The sequence below is a fragment of the Candidatus Foliamicus sp. genome, assembly GCF_965221325.1.
Classification (GTDB): domain Bacteria; phylum Pseudomonadota; class Gammaproteobacteria; order Steroidobacterales; family Foliamicaceae; genus Foliamicus.
In genome coordinates, this window is the sequence record NZ_OZ244880.1 from 2,012,732 (window position 1) to 2,034,013 (window position 21,282).

Below are 21,282 nucleotides of genomic sequence, written 5' to 3' on the forward strand. Positions count from 1 at the left end.
CAGCAGGAGCCACACAGATGAGATTTACGTGCGGTTTGAGTGTAGCGTTCATCTTGTTGATGACGGGTTGCGGACGCGAAAGCGCACCGGAAGACGACTTGGGCGCCAACAACGCTCCGGTGCAAGCCGGCGAGGCGCTTTGCCTGGACATGGGGCCGCAGACTCCACGCGACATCACCGTGCGGGAGGGTCTGAACACGGTCAGTTTTCCGTTGGCGCCGCCGGCCAGCGAAATGAACCTGTGCAACATTCACACCCATACCAATGCCGAACACAAGGGTCCGGATTTCAGCGTCTTTGTGAGCGATGCCGATGACGGCGGATATGCCTGTAATGCGACGTCAGACCTCAGCGCTGCCGAACTCGCTCCGGCGGATGGCGCGTACGAGGGAGTGGAGCCGGGCGAAACGATCGAAGTGCACTGGGTTCATACGAGTTGTCCCGCCACGCCGGGAGAGGGACTGGGTGCTTGCGTTCCGGAAAACTGCGCCGACCCCCTGCTGCGCGTCGAAGCCCAGGTGTTTCTTGTCGTCAATGATCCGGAAGCACTCGATTTCACTGATATGGCTTACGGCGGAAACCAGGTCGATGGCCTGCATCAAGCCAGGATGATTCCTGCGAATACCGGCGAGCCGGTGCTGTTTCGGGGTTCCACCACTGGTCCGTCCTACGACCAGAACGCGTGTTCGCCGGCCCAAGTCACCTGGAGCGTACGGCCGCAGTGCGCAAAGCTCGACATCAACTCGCTTCATCGCTGGGCCGAGGCGGGAAACGTGTTCAACGAATCGCGTTCGCACGGCGTGCGTCAGTTGGTCACCGCCCTGGAGCTGCTCTCCCCCATCGACTAGTGTGCTGTCCCGCAAATGAGTGCTATGGAGATGCGAGGCATTTTTCCTTACTGGCAAGGCGCGACGACGCAGTGTGGTAGGCCCCACATAAGGAGGAGCAACGCCGACAGGGAGGAAAAAGGGCTGCAGATTCTAGTAGTCATTTGCGGGACAGCACACTAGGGCCGGTAAACACTATCCGAGACGGCTGCCGGGCGGTACGGACGGGGCCCGGACCCAGACCAATGGTTAGAGGAGACACGGCGGATTCGTTTTGGAGTGACCCTTTGGGGTTAAGATGCATCTAGTGAACTCACAACCCGGGAGGCCATGATGTCCCGCACGCCCCGTTGCTTCAACTTGATTGCGATCGCCGCTCTCTGTGCAAGCGGAGCGGCCGCAGCCGCGGAGTCCGGCCACTACACGATTACCGGCAATGTAAGCGAAGCCTATTCAAACGGCGAGTTCGTGGTTTGGGTTTCGGAGCCCGGCGGCAGCAAGAGCACGGGCATGATGGCCGCAGCCACCGCATCCGGCGCAGACGGCGCCCAGCCCAGCATGAAGGATGGGCTGAATATCCTTGCCGAGGCGCCGATCGTCGATGGCAGGTTTTTTCTTGAAGGCCAGGTATCCGCACCTCGCAACGTGTATTTCTACGTGCTCAACTCGATCACCGAGGACGGCAGGAGAATGGCGCCCATAAAAGGGCAATCCTTCATCCTTGAGCCTGGCGAACTGACGCTGTCGATGGACAGCCGCAGAAGATTTGTGGTGGAAGGGGGGCACTACAACGACATCGTGATCAATTCCTGGAGGCTCTCTCCCACCTACTTGGCAGTAATGGAAACCTACAACCAAACCGTCGGGGCGGTGGAAGGGGAAACCGAGGACGAACGGCGCGCGCGCGTGGACAGAGCGAGCGAGATATTCAATGAGGTGCTGAATCTGGAGAGCGAAGGACGCAAGGCAGTGGCGATGCAGCACGTGGACCCGCTGGCCCGAAAGCTTACGCTCCAATCCACTTGGCTGCGCGGACCGTGGGTTACGGAAGCAACCCGCGAGTTGGCGAAGTTGCTGCCGGACGACCCTTGGGTCATGGAGAATCTTGCCGCCGAGGAGCAATTTGCGGCCAGCCGGGCCAGAGCCGCGACATTCGCGGTTGGCAGCGGGATCAAGGACTTCGAAGCCGAAACACTGGATGGCGAGATTGTCACGGTATCAGCCGCGCGGGAAGGCAAGGATGTCCTGCTGCTGGAATTCTGGGCTTCCTGGTGCGGTCCCTGCCGCGCGGAAATTCCGCACATGAAGCAGGCCTATGCAGACTATGGGCCGCATGGTTTCGAGATTTTCTCGTTTACGGTTGATGACGAACGCGAGGATTGGGTGGACGCTTCCGAAGAAGAAGATCTGCCTTGGATAAACGCCGGCATGGGCCTTGATCACGCAGCCACCGAAACCTATGGGGTAACCGGCGTACCTGCCAATTTCCTCGTCGATGCGGCATCCGGCGAAATCATTGCCAAGGACCTGCGCGGCCACAAGCTCGACGAAGCGCTGGAGGAGCATCTCGGCGCGCTCGAAGCACGGGCGGAATAGAGGGCCCGCCCACTGCCCACGCGCGGCACTTCAGACGGCTTCGATCGCCTCGATCACCAGGTTGGGCGTCAGCAACTGGGGAAGAACCAGGGCTTCGGATTCGCCGGGCGCGAAATACAGGTAAAGCGGTACGCCTGCGCGGCCGTGGCGCTGCAGCACTTCGGTGATCTCCGGATCTTCGCTGGTCCAATCGCCGACCATCACCTGTATGCCTTCACGGGAAAAATAGTTTTTCACCGCGTCGCTGTTCAGTGCAACCTGTTCGTTGACCTTGCAGGTAATGCACCAGTCGGCGGTGAAATAGGCGAATACCGCAGTTTGCTCGGCGCGCAAATCGTCCAGCGCCGCTTCCGAGTAGGCAATCTCGCCTGCCATGGGGCTGGCGCCTCCCGGTGCAACCGCGATCCTGGGAATGGCCCATAAGCTGACCAGCACAGCAGCAAGCCCAACAACGCTTGCGGTCCGCCACGGGCGCGAGATGGCCTGACCCGCCGCGCGCTTCCATCCAAACGCACCCAACCCCAAGCATAGTGCGGATATCAGCGCCACGGTCAGGGCGTTGACGCCGGCCTGATTGCCCAGCACCCAATAGAGCCATATGGCGGTTGCCAGCATGGGAAAGGCCAGCGCTTGGCGAAAACTCTCCATCCACGGGCCAGGCCGCGGCAATAGCCGGCGCGCATCGGGCAGGAAAGCAACCAGGCAATACGGAAGCGCAAAGCCCAAGCCCAGGGCAAGAAAGACGCCTACGGTTACGACGGGCGGCTGCACAATGGCATAGCCCAACGCCGGGGCCATGAACGGAGCGGTGCATGGCGTGGCGACCAGCACAGCCAACACTCCCGTAAAGAACTCACCGGCCTTGCCGCCGCCGGCCCGGCTGCCCAGGGCGCCGGCGCCGAGATTGACCTCGAACACCCCGAGCAGGTTCAAGCCGACGGCCACCATCACCAGCGCCAGGATCGCAACGACTAGCGGATTCTGCATATGAAACGCCCAGCCGACGATTGCGCCCGCCTGGCGCAACGCGATGATGACCGCCGCGAAAATCAGAAAACTCACGAGCACTCCGGCCAGGTATTGCAGCCCGGAGTTGCGCGCCGCCGCTGGTTTTTCGGTTGCCATCTGCGCAACTCCCAGCGCCTTCAGGCTGAGAATCGGCAATACGCAAGGCATGAGGTTGAGAATCAGCCCGCCCAGCACGGCAAACGCAATCGCTTGCCAGAACGCCGTCCCCGAAAAGCTGCCAGCCGAATCGGAAGCAGCCCGCGCATCGCCGCCGCCCGCTGCATATCCGTCACCCCCCGAACCCGAGGTTCCGCCTCCGCCGGGGGCCACACTCAGGCTGGCAATAGGTTCCGAGGTTTCATCGGTGGCGCCCTCGGTACGCTGCGCCGGCACACGGAAGGCTTGACGCGGCGCGCCGTCCATCGCCACCGAGAGCACCAGCCCCGTATCTTCGTAGCGCGCCACTCTGCGCCCGGCTGGCACAGTTACGCGCAAGCCATCGCGCTCTATGTCGAATTGCTGAGAGGCCGTGTGATCGATCATGGACTCCGCTTCGGGGAACAGGTAGAGGCTTGCAGCTCGCTCCAGCGAAAGCGGCGTGGTCAGTTCGAATACGACATCGCCGCCATCTTCGTGGAAAGCCGCCGGCCATTCGACCGTCTGCGGAACCAGCGCCCGGGCGTCGGCGAAGGCCGTTGCGCGCCAGTCTTCGCTATCCTCCGGTGCGTACAGCTCGTCCGCCACCGGGATTTCGAGCGCCAGGTTGGCGCGCTCGGGAATGCAAACCTTGTCGTCGCAAACCAGCCACGAGGCCCGCGCCTTGATTGTCAGCATGTCTCCGACTACCGGCGCGGTCTGAACAACATCCACCAGCAGCAGCGTGGGTTCGTTGTAGCCGTAGCTCATCATGCCCATGAACGGCACGAAGCCCGGAGCCGGAAATGCTATCTCACTGAACTCCAGCCCTTCGGGCGCGTCCCATTTCATTTGCGCCGGCTTCCCCGCATCGCCCGGATTTATCCAGTAGGTATGCCAGCCCGGATCGGGCACGAGATTCAAACCGAGCGTGAACGGCTGGCCGGGCTGAATCGACGACACCTCGGCCAACAGCTCGGCCTGCGTATGCTCGGTCTTTACAGGAACCCCTTCCGCCAGCGGAATAGCCAGGGCCGCCATGGCCATCAGGCTCCCCACTGCTATCTTCAATGAGCGGCGCGGCCTCCCCGCGCGGCGCATGCGCTCAAGCGCGCTGGAAAATCTGTGCATTTGCATTGTTCCGACTCGGCATCATCCCCAAAGCATAACGCAGTGTGCGCACGCCAGCCGCGAAACGCTGCAGATTTTTTTCGGCTATGGGTCCGGCGGCGAGGTTTGCCCGGCTGCAGATATCCCGGCGATAACGTCGAGAAACGCGCCGCCATAGCGGTCGAGCTTGGCCTGGCCCACGCCGTGCACTTCCAGCATGGCCTGCGGCGAGTCGGGGCGCAGGCGCACCAGTTCCTTCAGCGTGGAGTCGTGAAAGATCACGTAGGGAGGCACTCCGGCCTCTTCCGCCAACTCCTTGCGGCATTGCCGCAGCGCCTCCCACAGGGGCTCGTCCTCGGACCGTAGCTCCAGACCCTCGGGCTGCGCGCGGCGCGCGGACTTCGCTCGGACGGTGGCTACCGAAGGGCGCAGTTCCTCTCGCAGTTGAACGGATTGCTCGCCGCGCAGCAACGGCCGGGCCTGCGGCGTGAGCACCAGCGCGCCGTGCCGCGCGGCATCGACGCGGGCGAATCCCAGAGCCACAAGTTGGCGGGCCACCGCATGCCACTGACGAACCGAGAGATCCGTCCCTATCCCCCAGGTGGAAAGGCTCTGATGCCCGTGCCGCCGCACCTTGTCGGTCTCCTTTGCGCGCAGCACGTCGATCAGATGGGCAGCGCCGAAACGCTGTCCGGCACGCACGGCGCAGGAGAGGAACTTCTGAGCCGGCAGGGTGCCATCGAACGTCTTGGGCGGATTCAGGCAAATGTCGCAATTGCCGCATTCTCCCGGATACTGTTCGCCGAAATAGGCCAGCAGAGCCGACCGTCGGCACTGCGTGATTTCGCACCAGGCAACGAGCGCATTCAGACGCGCGCGCTGTACGCGCTTGTGTTCTTCGCCGGCCTCCGAGTCATCGACCATCTGGCGCAGCCTCACGACATCCTGAAGCCCATAGCTCATCCAGGCCTCGGCGGGCGCGCCGTCGCGCCCCGCGCGGCCGGTTTCCTGGTAGTAGGCTTCCACGCTCTTCGGCAGGTCGCAATGCGCCACGAAACGCACGTCCGGCTTGTCGATGCCCATCCCGAAGGCTATCGTGGCCACTACGATCACGCCATCCGCCTCCTGGAAGTGTGCTTGGCAGGCGCGCCGGCTCGCGGCGCTCAATCCGGCGTGATAGGGCAGCGCGTCGAAACCCATCGCTCGGAGCCTTTCCGCCGTGGATTCCACCTTGCGCCGCGACAGGCAATAGACGATTCCCGACTGCCCTTTGTGTTCGCGCAGGAAGGCTGCCAAGTCCGCGCCCGGACTGCCCTTCATCCGCACCGTGTAGCGGATGTTTGGGCGGTCGAAGCCACTGATGAACTGGCGCGCGCCGGCCAGCCGCAGGCGGGCAAGTATCTCCTTGCGGGTGGCCTCGTCGGCAGTGGCGGTAAGCGCAACGCGCGGCACATCGGGAAAATGATCCTTGAGCACGTCCAGACCCAGGTACTCAGGACGGAAATCGTGCCCCCACTGCGAAACACAGTGCGCCTCGTCAATCGCGATCAGGCCGATTTCCGTTTCCTTGAGCAGCGCCAGGGCGCCGCCTTCCTCGTGCAGCAGCCGCTCCGGCGCCAGGTAAAGCAGATCGAGTTCGCCGCGGCGCAGCGCCCCCTTGACCTGCCACTGTTCCTCGCGGGAAAGCGACGAATTCAAGCACGCCGCGGCGACGCCGTGCGCACGCAGAGCGGTGACCTGATCCTGCATCAGCGCGATCAGCGGCGACACCACCAGACCAATGCCGGCCCGCAACATTGCGGGTATCTGGTAGCACAGGGATTTCCCGCCCCCCGTGGGCATCAGCACCAGCGCATCACCGCCCTGCAGCAGTGTGCCGATCACTTCTTCCTGCGTATCCCGAAACGACGCAAACCCGAACACCGTGCGCAGCAACTCCCGGGCGCGCGTCAGTTCATCAGCGTTCACTGCGGCATTATGCAGGCGCCGTCCATGGGCCTGATTCAGGCTGCTGTTAAGCGGAAAGGCGCTGCGCGACGCGGCGCCCGCCGGTCTATCCGATCGCGATAGGGCGCACGGGGGACCCGGAAGCGCCCACCGAACGCAGCGGCAGGATGATGGTGCATGCCTCCCACACCTGGTCGGCCGCCATCTCGGCCAGATTGGCGTTCTGGATGTTGTGCACCCCTGATTGGGTCAGGTTGTGGTGGTGGATTACAAACGGCAGGCCCTCGGGCGTGCCCTCGGGCGGGCCCGCTTGCCCCATCAACTGCCCTTCGTTGGCGGGGTCGGTGAACGGATTGTCCAAGGCCACCAGCACCACGTTCTTTTCGCCCAACATCTGCGCTGCGTCATAGCCCAGGCCCGGCCCCATGGTGTAGTAGGAAGGCTCGTTCCAGTTGTCGCTCCAGCCGGTGTAGATGTACACCACATCGCCGGGCAGAATCCCGCGCGCGGCCAGCCCCTGGGCCTCCAGCATCGCATCGATGTCGGCTGCCGTGATGACCTGCCCCGCCGCCAATGGTTCGCCACCGCCCATGTGAGCGCGGGCATCCAGCAGCAGCGCACTCGTGACCAGCGGCGGCACTTGCTCGATGCCCAGCTTCAGCAGAGGCGAGTCGGGGGTCGGCTTGACCTCCGCCTGACTGTAGCCCCCATAGTAGGTGGCCGAATCCGCCGGCAATTCGCCCTCGCCCAGCCACGGTTCCGGCAGCCAGGCGAAATGTCCCAGCGCATCCATCTGCGTGCCCTGGGCGCCCGGTTCGCCGCCGGTCAGGTGTTCGCCGTTGAATGCGTGGGCTGTGTACGGAATACCTACGGTCGGGCGGTACACGTATTCAAGCGGCGGCGAAAACGGCGACTGCGGCATGGACATCGAACGTTCGTGCGACAGTTCGTAGATCTTTGCGCCGGGCTTGCTCAGGTGGGACGCGCAACGCATCCACGTTCCCGGACCCAGGGTATTGGCATTGCCGCGCTGATCACCCTCCGGCCAAGGGCCTGTAGGCGTGATCTCCAGCGACGCGGCCAACATAGCTTCCTGCGGAGTGCCCTGCTGTTCAACTTGGTCCTGCGGCGCTTCGCAGCCCCAAGTCAATGTCAGCAAAGCCGCCGCCGCCGTGGCGGCGAAAAAACGGGCAGCGCTTCCGGCCCCGCCCGCCCGCGCGATTGCGGAGCTTTCGGTTTGCAATCCAGATCGATGCAAGGCATTCATCCTAATCTTCTCCCTTGGCGCGGCCCCCGCGCCAATAGCTGGCCACGAACATCGCGGCAATCACAACCGCCGGCAGCACGAACTGCACAACGAAACTCGCCACCGGCAGTCCCAGAATCATAACTTGCGCCCTCCCGAACTTGCCGAGGCGGCAAGTTCTCCCCTCGCCACGCCGCCCACTGCGACAGCAGGCGGCGTGAACCGACTCACCACGCCGATCAGTACGCCGGACACGATCAGCCCCGGAATTCCGGGATGCAGCGACTGCGCCCATCCCTGACCGGCCAGCGTGCCGGCAATCCATGCCACCGTGACCAACACGCCGCCCACCGACGAAGCGAGCGCCGCCTGGGCACTGACCCGCGTTCCGGTCATGCCCGCGATAAGCGGGAAAAAGAACGCCGCCCCGATAATGGCCACTGCGAACGACACGATGCGCAGAATCAGCGCCACGTCCGGTATCGCGAGAACGAAAGCCAGCGCGCCCACCGCCACGATGGAGAGACGGGAAATCCACACATAGCGGCGTTCATCGCGCTGCACGCCGCGAGGCTCATCCACGCATCGGCGCACCAGGTCGTGTGCCAAGGCGGAACCGGCCATCAGCAGCAGCGAATCGGTGGTGGACATGGCGGCGGCGGCAATGCCGGTCAGCGCCACCGCCGCCAGCGCCGGCGCGAGGTAGGTGGAAACCAGCGCCACGTAAGCCTGATCGGGCGACGCCAGGCCATCCCAGACGGTTATCCGGGCGGCCGCTCCGAGGTACAAGTTGCCGTAGAGGAGGAACAGCAGCACGATCAGAATGGTCCAGGGCAGCGACACGCGCGCCACGCGCGAATCACGCGCCGCATACATCTTGGTGATCAACTCCAGGCGCGTGCAATAGGCCAGCATCCATATGATCTGCCAGGAAAGGACGTAGCCCCAGCCCCAGGATACGCCGCGCAAACTGGTCCAGCCCGGCGCCGCCTGCTCCACTTGCTGCATGACGGCGGTCCAACCCCCTACCTCCTGCACCAGGACCGGGGCGATCAGCAGCAGCCCGACCCACATGAAGAAGAACTGGGCGATATTGGTCCACACCACCGCAAGCAGGCCACCGAGTGCGACGTAGCCCACGAAAATGATCGCGCCCAAGGCCAGTCCCCAGATGAAGGGTATGTCGAGGAGGCTTTCGAGGATGAAGGCCATTCCCCGCAACTGGGCCACCAGGTACACCACGCTGGACACTGCTACCACTATCGCGGCCCAGGCTCTGAGCGCGCGGCTGTCGTAACGGTCGCCCAGGTAGTCGGGAAGCGTAAAGCCACCCGATTGCCGCAACTTGCGGGCGAAAAAGAAAAACAGCACTGCAATGCCGAGGGCGAAGGCCAGAAACGGCAGAGCGGCCACGCCCCCGAATTTGCCGATGGCCGCCACTCCGCTCAGAATGGAGCCGCCGTGCATGATCGCGGCCACGTTGGCCAGCACCAGCACCGGAATGCCGAAACGCCTGCCCGCCACCCAGAAATCCGCGCTGTCCCGCTGGCCCCGCGACGCCAGCAAGCCGAGCACCACGACCAGCGCGAGATAGCCGATAAAGATCGCTAGACCCATGCCTGCCCCTAACGCGGACGCCCGGCGCCTCCGAGGCGGGAGATGACGCGCCTCAGCAGGTGCTTGAAATCGTGTTGCTCCAGTTCCGGTAAATAGGACAGCACGTCGGCCTCGCGCGCCTTGGCCACTGCCAGCAACTCGATGACGCGCCGGCTGCCCTTTGGCGTGCATACCAGCCGGGGCGCCCGGCCATCCCGACGGGGTTGCGCGTCCGCAATCATTCCCTGCCTGCGCAATGAGGTAATCGTCGCGTCCAGGATGTCGTCCCGCATGCGGATAATCCAGCCCAGCTCGTCGCGCGTGCAATTCTGATCGCTGAGCGTGGCAAGCACACGCCACTCGTCGCGCGGAATGCCTTGTGCGTTGAGGTGCTCGTAGAACGGCAGGCCGAACAGCCGGTAGGCCCGCGCCAGCAGCGGCAGCAGGAAGTCATCGACATAGCCGCCGGCAATTTCCCCGTCGTCAGCATTCTGTTCGCTGCGCGGCAGAGTGACGGTGTAATCGCCGCGATGAAAGACCAGCGGGGTGCGGTCGTTGACCTCGAAATCTAGCACCTCGCCGACGAAAATAGCGTGATCCCCACCGCTGTAGCGATGCACGCTGCGGCATTGGAAGATCGCCGCACAGCCGGCTATCAACGGCGCCCCGCCGATCCCATCGCTGCATTCCAACCCAGCAAACCGATCTTCCACGAAGCGCGAGAATTGCTGCGACACTTCGACCTGGTCGGCGGCCAGCACGTTCACCGCAAAGTAGCTGGCCTTTGCAAACACCCCGAAATTGGCGGAATCGTTTTTCAGGCTCCAGAGCACCATAGGAGGGTCGAGCGAAGCCGAATTGAAGCTGTTGGCCGTCAAGCCGATGCGCTCGCCGTTTTCGCCCCGCGTCGTTACCACCGTCACGCCAGTGGCGAACTGCCCCAACGCCGCACGGAAGCCGCTGCGCTCTGCGCTGTCCTGGCCGCCCTTCGACACTAGCCGTTCCCGGCCGCCGTTATCGCTTGAGCCCCTGTTCTCGCCGCCACGGCAATGCCCTTTTTCGCATCCAAATGCGCTGGCCATTCTATCCCGCGCATCTCGACCGCCCGGAACATGCGGATCGATCGAAGCGCTGCTCCGCATGTTCGTGGCGGGCATAATGTCGGCATGAATGCGCACGAACAACTTCAGGAAGACATAGCCGCCGTTTTGCGCCAGCTACGGCAAAACTGGAATCGCATGGATCTCGGCGCCATGGCCGACTTGTGGGACACCTCCGACCCGAACCCCTTCTACCTGCCCGAGGAAGTGGAGCAGCCGTTGCGGGATTGGGATGCGATCCGGGCCTACTGGGACAAGACCATGGCGATGATTCCACGCCTCAAAATGCGCATCTGGGACCTGCAGGCAATCCCCGTTGCCGACAATCTGGCCTGGGTGTCCTACCAGTTTCACTGGGACGCTGTTGCCGAAGGCTACGACAAGCCGGTCGGCGCCGACAACCGGGCCGTGGCGCTGTTCCGCAAGCTGCCGGAAGGCTGGCGCATTTGCCGCTACGTCGAGGCGCCGCTGGCGCCGATCCTCTACATGCGCAAGCTCTACGAGAACTCGGTGGACCAGGACTTTCGCTGAACCAACTTGCGCGCCCGCGGGGACGCGCTCTATCCAGCAGCCCGTGACAGAAATCCGCGTTGCGCCGAGAACACGCCTCAACCGCGCGCGGCCAGAGCCGCCACGGGATCGAGGCGGGACGCCCGGCGCGCCGGCGCAATTCCGAACACCAGCCCGGTGCCCACCGAGCAGAGCAATGCGGCCAGCACAATCCAGGGCGAAAAGGCCGTGGGGATACCGAAAGACTGCAGCGCGGGGTTGCTGGCCAGGCTGATCAACAGGCCGAGCGTACCGCCCGCTACCGCCAGCACCACAGCCTCAATGATGAATTGCTGCGTTATATCCCGCCGCCGCGCGCCAACAGCCATGCGAATGCCGATTTCGCGAGTGCGCTCGCTTACCGCCATGAGCATGATGGCCATGACTCCCAGGCCGCCGGCCAACAAGGCGATAGTCCCGATCGCGCCCAGGCCCAGCCACAATTGCGCGCGGATTTCCCTTACATTTTCCACCCGGCCCGCAAAATAACCAATCCGGAAACCCTCCCCGCCGTGCCGCCGTATCATCAAGGCGCGAACGTCGCTCTCGGTAGCTTCCATCTGCAGCGGATCGCGCACCGTGATCTCCAATTCCTGGAGTTCCTCCGTTCCGAACAGCAGCGCCGCAGCCGCGCGAAACGGCACCACGACGCCCAGCCCCTTGGCCCGAACCAGCCATTGCGGCACGTCCGCATAGTCTTCGCGCCCTGCCAGAACGCCCTGCACCAGAAAGGGGAGATTGCCCAGCATTATGTATTGCCCGACGGGATCCCTATTGTCCGAAAACAGCATGTCTTTCAGGCCCCAGCCGATCACCGCCACCTGATCGAGATTGGCGTTGTTGTGCGGCGCGATGAAACGCCCACGCTCCATGCGCGGCGCATTGCTCCCGGCGTCGGCGGCCGCAATCCCGATGTAACCTCGCACGGTAGCTCGCTGGCTCTCTTCGCCGTGACGAACTGTCAGGCTTTGCTGCTCCAACACAGGCAAAACACGCTCCACATTGGGCACTTGCTCGGCAATGGCGCGGGCATCGTCCAACGTGAACACAGCCTGCCGTTCGTTATCCCTCGAACGGGACACTACCTGCATCAGGTCGGCGCCCAATCGGCCAGCCCCCGCCACGGTGTCGCGGTACACCCCCTCGGCAATGCTCAGCATGGTCACCACCGCCCATACACCCAGCAACATGCTGAGCGTGGTGAGCGCGGCGCGAACCCGCTGCAGCCCGAGCAAATTGGCGCGCAGCGAGGCAACGCCGGTGCGCGCGCCGGCCAGCAGCCGGGCGGCAACACCGGTCGCCACATCGCCCGCCACGCCTTGTCCCTTATCGGCGGTTACGGTGCCCTGGAGCCGGACCGGCGACCCGCTGTCCGCAACAACCCGACCATCCAGCAACGCCACGCGGCGCTGCGCGCGGGCGGCCACCTCGGGATTGTGCGAAATCAGAATCACCGCGTGGCCCTCGGCGGCCAGTCCTTCCAGCAAGCCTAGCGCCTCCTCGCCGCTCTGACTATCGAGCGATCCCGTGGGTTCGTCGGCCAGAATCACGCGGCCGCCGTTCATCAGCGCCCGCGCAATGGGTACCCGCTGCTGCTCGCCGCCGGAAAGCGCCGGCGGCCGATGACCGAGGCGGTGTCCAAGGCCGAGTTTGGCCAGCAGTTCCAAGGCTCTGGTGCGGCGCGGCTGCGGCGCAAGCCCTGCGTAAACAGCCGGCAACTCCACATTCTCGCGGGCAGTGACCGATTCCAGCAGATTATAGTTCTGAAAAACAAACCCGAAGGCGCGACGTCGCAGCCAGGCCAGTGCGTCCGCGCTCAACGCCTGCACTTCGCGTCCCGCAAACCGGTAGCTGCCGCTGTCCGGGGTGTCCAGACAGCCCAGGATGTGCATGAGGGTGGACTTGCCCGCGCCCGAAGGACCGGTTATGCAAACGAACTCGCCCGGCTCGAAGCGCAGCGACACATCGCGCAGAGCAACGACGGGCACGCCCTTTTTTACGTAGCGCCGGCCCACGCCCTCAAGCTCGATCAGCGGCGGAACGGAACCCATCACGCTAGCCGCCATTCAGCCCGCGCGGCGTCCCGGTAGCGATGGCGGACCGCGAGGCTGGCAGCTCGACAACCTTATTCGGCCGCTTCTACTAACGCCGCCTGCGAAGCCACTCGATCGCCTTCCTCAAGACCCTCCAGCACTTCCGCATAGGTGGCGCCGATCTCGCCCACTACGACCCGGCGCAACTCCATGCCGCCGGCATTGTTCACCAAGGCGATTTGCGCGGTCCTGCCGCCGCCCGGCGCGGTCTCGCCGAATTCGCCCAGCATGTCCACGGGAACGGTCAAGACCTCGCGTGGCCGGGACAACTCGAAGAACACCTGCGCGGTCATGCCGGGCAGCAATGCGCCATCGGCATTGTCCACCTCGAAGATCGCCGTATAGCTCACGACATTCGAGTTCTCGGACGCGCTCGGAATGATCCGCTGCAGCACCCCGCGCCAACGCCGCGCGCCGCCGCCCAGCGTCGTGAACGACACGCCGGCGCCTACCGCCAGCTTGCCAATATTCGCCTCGGCCACCTGCGCCTCCACGACCATACGCGATAGATCGGCAATCTGAAGAATCACCGGAGCGACCTGCGAGGCATTCAGCGTCTGACCTTCCGTGACATGCACTGCAACCACCACGCCCGAGGCCGGCGCCTCTATCGTGCTGTAGCTCAGCTTGGCCTGCTCGGTAGCAACCAACGCCTTTTGCGATTCGATTTCGGACTGAAGTTCGATAAAGTTGGAGCGCGCCGTGATCAGTGTATTTTCCGCTTGATCCAGCGCCACCTGGTAGGTCGCTTGAGACTCCATCAACCGCCGCTCCCGGGCCAAGCCAGCTTCCGCCAAGGCAATACGAGACTCCACGGACGGCAACCGAGCCTGCAACGCTTCCAACCGCGAGCGCTCCGCCGCCACCACGCTGGCCTGAATCGTTGCGTCGATCTCCGCCACCACATCGCCTTTCGATACCGGATCGCCCGCTTGAACGTGCAGGCGTTGCATCTGACCCGACACCTGCGCACCCACATCCACGACCTGCACAGGCAACAACTTGCCGCTGGCCGCCACGGTATCGCCAATGCTGCGGTAGATCACGGTGGTCGTCACAACCGCGGACGACTCGCCGGAGGACGACTCTCCGCCTCCCGAAAGCAAGACATAGCCGCCAGCAGCAACAACAATTGCAGCGAATATCCAAATCCAGCGCCGCCTCCACCAGGCAGGCTGCGGTTCGGCGTCGGCCAATACCCGGTCGAGCTCCTCACCAATGCTCATGCCGGAAAGTGTACTCTGCGCTGCTAGCGTGCTAGCGCGCTATTCCGGCGTGGACGGCGCCAGCGCCCGCGCCACGCGAAAGCTAAAAACCGGCGACCGGCCTGTCTTGGCAATCCCTGCACGGGAGGCAGAGCGCAGGCAGGGTGGATGATCACCATAGGAGCAGCCCCGCACAATCCTCCGGGAACAAGCGCCCGTTTCCCAAGCACTACCGTTTTCGGGTGCGACCTCGTAGCTCTCGTTCCAGCAATCCTGCACCCATTTGGTTGCATTGCCGTGCATGTCATGCAAGCCGTGCCCGTCGGCTTTCTGCTCTTCTCCACCAGCTTGCTGGCCTGAAATAACCGCCACGTTGCCATGATCCGAACCGGATAACTGGCGCCCCCCGCAGCCGGCATCATCGTTGCCAAGCGCGCCCAAAACGAGACCAAAAACCGAGATCAGTCTCATCTATGTATTCCGCCGTCAGGACTCGGACAGGGCCGCCACCGGATTCAGGCGGGACGCGCGGTGTGCAGGAATGACCGCAAACGGAATGGCCACGACTACCGCGCAGGCAAACGGGAGCGCGAAGTGCCACCATGCAACGCTTGTGGGAATGTTGAAGAAGCGCAGCGCGAGAATCGAAGCGCCGGCGACCAGCATACCCATCAAAGCGCCCACCACGGTCAAGACCAGCGCCTCGCTGAAGAACTGCCGCAGTATGTCGCCGCGCCGAGCGCCCACCGCCATCCGTAGACCAATCTCGCGGCGGCGCGCGCGAACAGCCATCAGCATGATCGCAATCACGCTCGCATTGCCCGCCAGCAGCGCCACGCCAGCAATGGAACCCAGAGCAAGCCTGACTTGGTTTTGCAACTGGAGGCCTCGCGCCACAAAGTCCGCCGCGTAGTTCACGCCGTAAGCCTCCGCACCATAACGCTTGATCCCCAAGTCTCTTATGGCGTCGGCAGTGTCGTGAATTTGATCGACGTCGCGAACGGTCACATCAAGGCGTCCAATCTGCTCTTGCGGGTATAGGAGCGCCAACGCTGTCGAGGGGGGAGGATAAACAATCTCGTTGATACGCTCCTGTTCCTTGGGATCAAAGAACGTACGGTCTGTCGCTCGGCGCTTCAGCACTCCCTTGACCTGAAACGGCACGTTGTCCAACTGAATGAACTGCCCGATCGGATCGGTCTCCGGCGCAAACAGTTCCTTGCGCACATTCGACCCGATGACGATCACACGGTCGAGATTGCGGTCCTCTTCGAGGGTCACGAAATCTCCCTCTCCCATGCGGTATCCCAACGTGCTGCGCCCACCCTTGCTGCCCGTGTCCACATAGGCCCATACCTGCACTTCCATGGCTTTGTCTTGGTGGCGAACAACGGCCGGCCCCGTCACGAACATGGCGGTAACAGCGCGCACGTTCGGGATATCGCGCTCTATGGCCGCGGCGTCCTCCAGTGTCAACGCGCCTTCCGTAAGTGAATTTCCCATGCCGGATACACTCATTGAATCCAGCCCCATCATGTTTATATCCCCCGTCAATTCGCGATACACCCCCTCGCCGACGAACAACGCGGCTGTGCTCAGCATCACGCCGATCAACACGCAGATCATGGGCAGGAAGGCGCGCAGGCGGGAGCCCGGGCGAAGACCGGAGCGCAACGTAAGAAGGCCGGCGCGCATCGCTTCGGCCGCAGTGCCGCCCATGCCTTGCCTACGTGCCTGCGGCGCCTCGCCCACGCCTTGCGCCAAACCGGAGTCACGGCCCGTATCGGCCACCACGCGCCCGTCGCGCAACTCAATGCACCGGCGCGCGCGGGCAGCAATCTCACGGTCGTGCGAGATGATCACGACGGTGTGGCCCTGCGCCGCCAGCGCCTCCAAGGCGCTCAGCACCTCCTCGCCGTTAGTCCGGTCCAGAGCGCCGGTCGGTTCGTCCGCCAAAATCACCCGCCCGCCGTTCATCAGGGCGCGCGCAATTGCTACGCGCTGCTGTTCGCCGCCCGAAAGCTCACCCGGCAAGTGATCGGCTCGCTCCAATAGGCCCATCCCGCCCAACAACTCTTGCGCACGGGTCCTGCGAGACTCCGCGGACAACCGGGCGTAGCGGCCCGGCAACTCTACGTTTTCCTGCGCCGTGACCGATTCCAGCAGGTTATAGCTCTGAAACACGAAGCCGAACATCCGCCGCCGCAGCCAGGCCAGGGCATCGGCGCCCAGCCTGCCGACCTCACGGTCTGCCAGACGGTAAGAGCCGCCGCTTGGCTGGTCCAGACAGCCGAGGATGTTCATCAGAGTGGACTTGCCCGAACCGGAAGGCCCGGTTATGCATACGAATTCGCCTTCGCCAATGCGCAGGGAAATGCCGCGCAGAGCCACCACCGAAGCGCCGCCTTCGCCACCGCCGAAGACGCGGCTCACATCCTCCAGGTGGATCAGCGGGGCGCTATCGCTCATTCAAGAAATAGGTCAACTCAGCAGCCAGTAGGCAAGGGTCGATATTATCAGTGCGCCCAGGAAATTCAGGATCAGGCCTTCGCGGGCCATCTCGGGAACGCTCAGACGCCCGGAACCGAACACCACGGCATTGGGGCCGGTAGCGACCGGCAGCATGAAGGCAAAGCTGGCGCTGATCGCGGCGGGAACCATTATCAACCGGGGTTCGACGCCGGCGGCAATGGCGGCGGCGGCCAGAATCGGCATGAGCAGCGAAGTGGTGGCGGTATTGCTGGTTACTTCGGTAAGGAAGGTAACCGCCAGGCAAATCAGCAGCAGCAACAGCCAGGGCGGCCAGCCGGCGTAGGAAGAGAGCGCCTCGCCCAGGCTTGCGCTGAGACCGGTGCTGGCGAAAGCGCCGGCGAGGCAGATGCCACCGGAAAACAGCAGCAGTATGCCCCAGGGAATGCTGCCGGCCGTTTTCCAGTCCAGCAACCGCTCGCCCGATCCGTTCGGAACCAGGAACATTGCCGCCACCGCCAGCAGCGCCACGCTGCCGTCGTTTGCCTGGGGCAGATCCAGAGCCCCCGACCAGCCGCCGAACGGTTCCCGCCGGGTTACCCAAAGCAGTGCGGTAATCCCGAACACCGCCAGCGTGCGGATTTCTTCCTTACGCCAGGCGCCCGTGGCCGGCAAGTAGACCGGCGAGCGCAGCACCAGGCCGCGCGTGAGCCAGTACCCGACCACAGGCAGCATCAGCAGCACGATCGGCAAAGCCCATGACATCCACTGCGTAAAGCCCAGTTCCACTCCGGTGCTGTCCTGATAAACGCGCATGAATATCAGGTTGGGCGGGGTGCCAACCGGGGTGCCGGTGCCGCCGATGCTGGCGGCGTAGCACATGCCCAGCAGCAGAGGCAGCGCCAGACGCTTGTCGTCGCAAGCCTGAATCACCGCCAGCGCGATGGGCAGCAGCATCAGCGTGGTGGCGGTGTTGGAAATCCACATGCTCAGCAGCGCGGCGGCGGCCATGAAGCCGAACACCAGCCGCCGGCCGTTGCCCGCTCCGAACAAGTTGATCATGCCCAGCGCGATGCGGCGGTGTACACCGCTTTTCTCCATGGCTGTGGACAGCATGAACCCGCCCATCAACAGCAGTATGAGCGGATCGCCTACGGCCCGCGCGGCCTGCTCGGGCGGAATCGCCCCGACCAGAGGCAGCAGCGCAATCGGAATCAACGCGGTTACCGGAATAGGCACGGCTTCGGTAATCCACCAGAGAGCGCAGAGCGTGGTTACCGCCACTGTCCAAGCCACCGCGCTACCGGCGTCGTGCATCACCAGACCCACCGCCAGAGCGGCCACCGGCCCGGCAATCCGCATTACGGACTTCAGCACGCGCAAGCTCTGCCGAAACCGCGACTGCCGGGCGCGCTTGCGTGCAGGATCATCGCGCCCATTTCACCCGCCGCCGTGTCTGTGCCTTCGCCGGGGCTACCCCGCGAAAGCGGCGCGGCATAAGTCAAGCAGGTAGTTGGGCCAGATTCCCAGAACCAGCAAGGCAATCCCGTTGGCGCCCAGCAGCAAACCGGCTGGCCAGCCCGGGGTCAGGCCGCCTTCCTCTTCGGGCGGCTCCATGAACATCAGCCGCACGATGCGAAGGTAGTAATAGGCCGCAACCACCGCGAACACCACCGCCAACACGGCCAGCGCCGTCATTCCTTGATCGACCAGCGCTACAAGAATCTGCCACTTGGCCAGAAAGCCGGCCAGCGGCGGAATTCCGATCATGCTCAGCATGATCAGCAGCATCGCCAGCGCGAGGCCGGGATGCCGGTGGTAGAGACCGCGCAGACTGTCGAGCGAAGCGTTCTGCCGCTCCAGAGCGATAACCACTCCGAACGCGCCAGCAGTCATGAGCACGTATATCAGCGTATAGAAGAGCGCGGCGCTCAGTCCCTCGGCGCTGCCCGCTGCCACGCCGAGAAGCATAAAGCCCACATGCGCAATCGCCGCCCAGGCGAACAGCCGGGCAGCCTGGGTCTGCGCCAGGGCAACAATGCTGCCTATGCCCAGCGAGGCCACGGCCATCCCTATCAACAGCGGATTCCATTGCTCCTGCGCAGCCGGCATCCCGCCAACCAGCAGCCGCACAATCAGCGCGAAATAGGCCAGCTTGGGCACGGTAGCCAGAACCACCGCCACGCCCAGTGGCGGCCCCTGGTAGGCATCCGGCACCCATTGATGAAAGGGAACGGCGCCGAGCTTGAAGGCCACGCCGGCAAGCACCAGCGCAGCCGCCACATACGAAGCCGCGTTCGCCGGACCTTGGGCGGCAACTTCTGCAAGCAGCAGCGAACCCGAAATGCCGTAGAGAAGAGAAATGCCGTAGAGCATTGCGCCGGAACCGATTGCCCCCAGCACGAAGTATTTCATCGCCGCCTCCGCCGCCCGCGCCGAGTCGCGCTGCAGCGCCACCAGCACATAGAGCGCCAGCGCCAGAAGTTCAAGGCCGAGGTACAGCGTCAGCAAGCTGCCCGCCGAGGCGGTTACGAACACGCCCAGCAGCGCGAACAGGCCCAGGACGTAGTACTCGCCACGCAAGGCGTCTGCACTCTTCAGGTCGCGCGGCGTGTAGATGAAGGCAACCGCGGCAAGCAGCGTCCCGGCCAACTTCAGCACCCGGGCCAGGTCGTCCATCACGAACGAACCTTCGAACATCTCTCCGTTGGGCGCCGCCACGCCGGCCCAGGCCACCAGCGCCAAGCTCGCCAGACTTGCGCTGCGCGTGAGCGCCGGGCGGCGGCCGCTGGCGGCCAGGTCCACGAGCAGGATCACGGGCAGGAGAACCGCGAGCGCAAGCTCGGCATAAAGCGGCGCCCAGGACGCCAAGCCGGTCATGTGGCACCCGCCTTGCCGGCCAGCACGTGGCGGGCAAGCGCATCAAGGGACGGCTCCATGAGTTCCACCAGCGGATCGGGATACAGACCGAGCGCCACCACGAACAGCGCCAGCCCGCCCAGCGCTATCGATTCCCGCAGGTCGAGGTCCTTGAGCGCCGCGACCCTTTCGTTGGCCACGTCACCGAACACCACACGCTTGATCATATAGAGGCTGTAGGCCGCGCCCAGGACCAGAATCGAACCGGCGCCCAGAGCTACCAGGGGCTCGGCGCGGAAGGCAGCAAGGATGACAAGGAATTCCCCGACGAAGCCGGAGGTGCCGGGAAGACCGGCGTTGGCGAGTGCAAACAGCACCAGCAGCACCGCAAAAACCGGCATGGTGTTGGCGACCCCGCCGAAATCGCCGATGCGGCGCGTATGCACGCGATCGTAGAGCACGCCGACACAGATGAAGAGCGCCGCCGATATGAAGCCGTGCGAAACCATCTGCACCATGCCGCCGCCCATGCCCAGGGTCAGCAGCTGCGCATCGCCCACGCTGACCCAGGCGAGAGGAATGAACATACCGAGGGTCACGAAACCCATGTGGGCCACGGACGAATACGCAATCAGCTTCTTGAGGTCGCGCTGCGCCAGCGCCACCACCGCGATATAGATAATCGCGACCAGCGAAAGGCCCACTACCAGCGGTGCAAACTGTGCGGCGGCATCAGGGGTGACCGGCAAACTGAAGCGCAGCATGCCGAAACCGCCCATCTTGAGCAGAATCGCCGCCAGTATTACCGAACCGCCGGTGGGCGCCTCCACGTGCGCGTCGGGCAGCCAGGTATGCACCGGCCACATCGGTACCTTTACCGCGAACGCGGCCAGGAACGCGAAGAACAGCCATTGCTGCGGCCCCAGCGCCAACGGAAACTCATGCAAATCGGGAATCGCGTAACTGCCCGATTTCAGTGCCAGGTAGATCAAGGCCACCAGCATGAACACCGAGCCCAGAAATGTGAACAGGAAGAACTTGACGGTGGCGTATATGCGGCGCTCGCCGCCCCATATTCCGATAATCAGGAACATGGGCGCCAGCATGAATTCCCAGAACACGTAGAAAAGCAGACTGTCCAGCGCGCAGAACACGCCCAGCATCAGGCCCTGCTGAATCAGCAGGGCCCCGTAATAGAGGCCGGTGCGGCGGTCTATGGCGCGCCAGCCGGCAACCACGGCAGCCGGCGTTAGCAGCAAGGTCAGCAGGATCAGCGCCACGGCGATACCGTCCACCCCAAGGTAGTACTCGACGTTGAACCGCTCGATCCAACTGTGGCGTTCAACGAATTGGAAATCGCCCCCCGGCGTAAACGCCATCCAGAGCATCGTGCCCGGAATCCACTGCAGCAGTGAAACAGACAAGGCGGCCCAGCGCGCCTGCGCCGCCTTGCGGCTCAACAGGGCAATCACTGCGCCGGCAAGCACCGGCAGCCAGATGATCCAACTCAGTAAACCGAACTCGGGCATCGCGCGTTGCGCC

15 protein-coding genes are annotated in these 21,282 nt (G+C 63.9%); 3 read left to right on the forward strand and 12 right to left on the reverse strand.

Annotation, left to right across the window (positions count from 1 at the left end):
* The first annotated feature begins 17 nt into the window (after positions 1–17).
* Together ACWCOO_RS08600 and ACWCOO_RS08605 are read left to right on the forward strand one after the other, a co-directional pair.
* Entirely contained in the window at positions 18–848 is an 831-nt protein-coding gene (locus ACWCOO_RS08600) for a delta-class carbonic anhydrase (RefSeq protein ID WP_446830576.1), read from the forward strand.
* A 309-nt stretch (positions 849–1,157) separates the two neighbouring features.
* On the forward strand, positions 1,158–2,423 hold the full coding sequence (locus ACWCOO_RS08605) for a redoxin domain-containing protein (protein ID WP_446830577.1): 1,266 nt from the start codon (positions 1,158–1,160) through the stop codon (positions 2,421–2,423).
* 30 nt (positions 2,424–2,453) lie between these two features.
* On the opposite strand, the gene ACWCOO_RS08610 is transcribed toward ACWCOO_RS08605, so the two are convergent.
* From ACWCOO_RS08610 to ACWCOO_RS08630, 5 genes are all read right to left on the reverse strand, one after another.
* Positions 2,454–4,697, reverse strand: a complete 2,244-nt coding sequence (locus ACWCOO_RS08610; protein ID WP_446830578.1) for a protein-disulfide reductase DsbD family protein — start codon at positions 4,695–4,697, stop codon at positions 2,454–2,456.
* Positions 4,698–4,781: 84 nt separating this feature from the next.
* Positions 4,782–6,644, reverse strand: coding sequence for a DNA helicase RecQ (gene recQ / locus ACWCOO_RS08615; protein ID WP_446830579.1), 1,863 nt, complete (start codon positions 6,642–6,644; stop codon positions 4,782–4,784).
* Between the two features lie 85 nt (positions 6,645–6,729).
* Positions 6,730–7,890 (reverse strand): cyclase family protein, encoded by a 1,161-nt coding sequence (locus ACWCOO_RS08620; protein ID WP_446830580.1) that lies wholly within the window; start codon positions 7,888–7,890, stop codon positions 6,730–6,732.
* Positions 7,891–8,007: 117 nt separating this feature from the next.
* Positions 8,008–9,486, reverse strand: coding sequence for a sodium:solute symporter family protein (locus ACWCOO_RS08625; RefSeq protein ID WP_446830581.1), 1,479 nt, complete (start codon positions 9,484–9,486; stop codon positions 8,008–8,010).
* An 8-nt stretch (positions 9,487–9,494) separates the two neighbouring features.
* A complete protein-coding gene (locus ACWCOO_RS08630) occupies positions 9,495–10,460 on the reverse strand; it encodes a flavin reductase (RefSeq protein WP_446830582.1) in 966 nt (321 codons plus the stop codon).
* Positions 10,461–10,631: 171 nt separating this feature from the next.
* Here ACWCOO_RS08630 and ACWCOO_RS08635 point away from each other — a divergent pair, with 171 nt between their 5' ends.
* Positions 10,632–11,096: a YybH family protein gene (locus ACWCOO_RS08635; RefSeq protein WP_446830583.1), complete on the forward strand. Its 465-nt coding sequence runs from the start codon at positions 10,632–10,634 to the stop codon at positions 11,094–11,096.
* A gap of 77 nt (positions 11,097–11,173) precedes the next feature.
* Here the strand turns inward: ACWCOO_RS08635 and ACWCOO_RS08640 are convergent, their stop codons facing one another.
* The 7 genes from ACWCOO_RS08640 to ACWCOO_RS08670 all read right to left on the reverse strand — a co-directional run bounded on the left by ACWCOO_RS08640 (position 11,174) and on the right by ACWCOO_RS08670 (position 21,269).
* Entirely contained in the window at positions 11,174–13,180 is a 2,007-nt protein-coding gene (locus ACWCOO_RS08640) for an ATP-binding cassette domain-containing protein (RefSeq protein ID WP_446830584.1), read from the reverse strand.
* Positions 13,181–13,239: 59 nt separating this feature from the next.
* Positions 13,240–14,433 (reverse strand): efflux RND transporter periplasmic adaptor subunit, encoded by a 1,194-nt coding sequence (locus ACWCOO_RS08645; protein WP_446830585.1) that lies wholly within the window; start codon positions 14,431–14,433, stop codon positions 13,240–13,242.
* A 39-nt stretch (positions 14,434–14,472) separates the two neighbouring features.
* Entirely contained in the window at positions 14,473–14,883 is a 411-nt protein-coding gene (locus ACWCOO_RS08650; protein ID WP_446830586.1) for a formylglycine-generating enzyme family protein, read from the reverse strand.
* 15 nt (positions 14,884–14,898) lie between these two features.
* Positions 14,899–16,881, reverse strand: a complete 1,983-nt coding sequence (locus ACWCOO_RS08655; RefSeq protein WP_446830587.1) for an ATP-binding cassette domain-containing protein — start codon at positions 16,879–16,881, stop codon at positions 14,899–14,901.
* 12 nt (positions 16,882–16,893) lie between these two features.
* Positions 16,894–18,258, reverse strand: coding sequence for an SLC13 family permease (locus ACWCOO_RS08660; protein ID WP_446830588.1), 1,365 nt, complete (start codon positions 18,256–18,258; stop codon positions 16,894–16,896).
* A gap of 96 nt (positions 18,259–18,354) precedes the next feature.
* A complete protein-coding gene (locus tag ACWCOO_RS08665; RefSeq protein WP_446830589.1) occupies positions 18,355–19,761 on the reverse strand; it encodes an NADH-quinone oxidoreductase subunit N in 1,407 nt (468 codons plus the stop codon).
* On the reverse strand, positions 19,758–21,269 hold the full coding sequence (locus ACWCOO_RS08670) for an NADH-quinone oxidoreductase subunit M (RefSeq protein ID WP_446830590.1): 1,512 nt from the start codon (positions 21,267–21,269) through the stop codon (positions 19,758–19,760). Before ACWCOO_RS08670 ends, ACWCOO_RS08665 begins: the two co-directional genes overlap by 4 nt.
* Between the last annotated feature and the right edge of the window lie 13 nt (positions 21,270–21,282).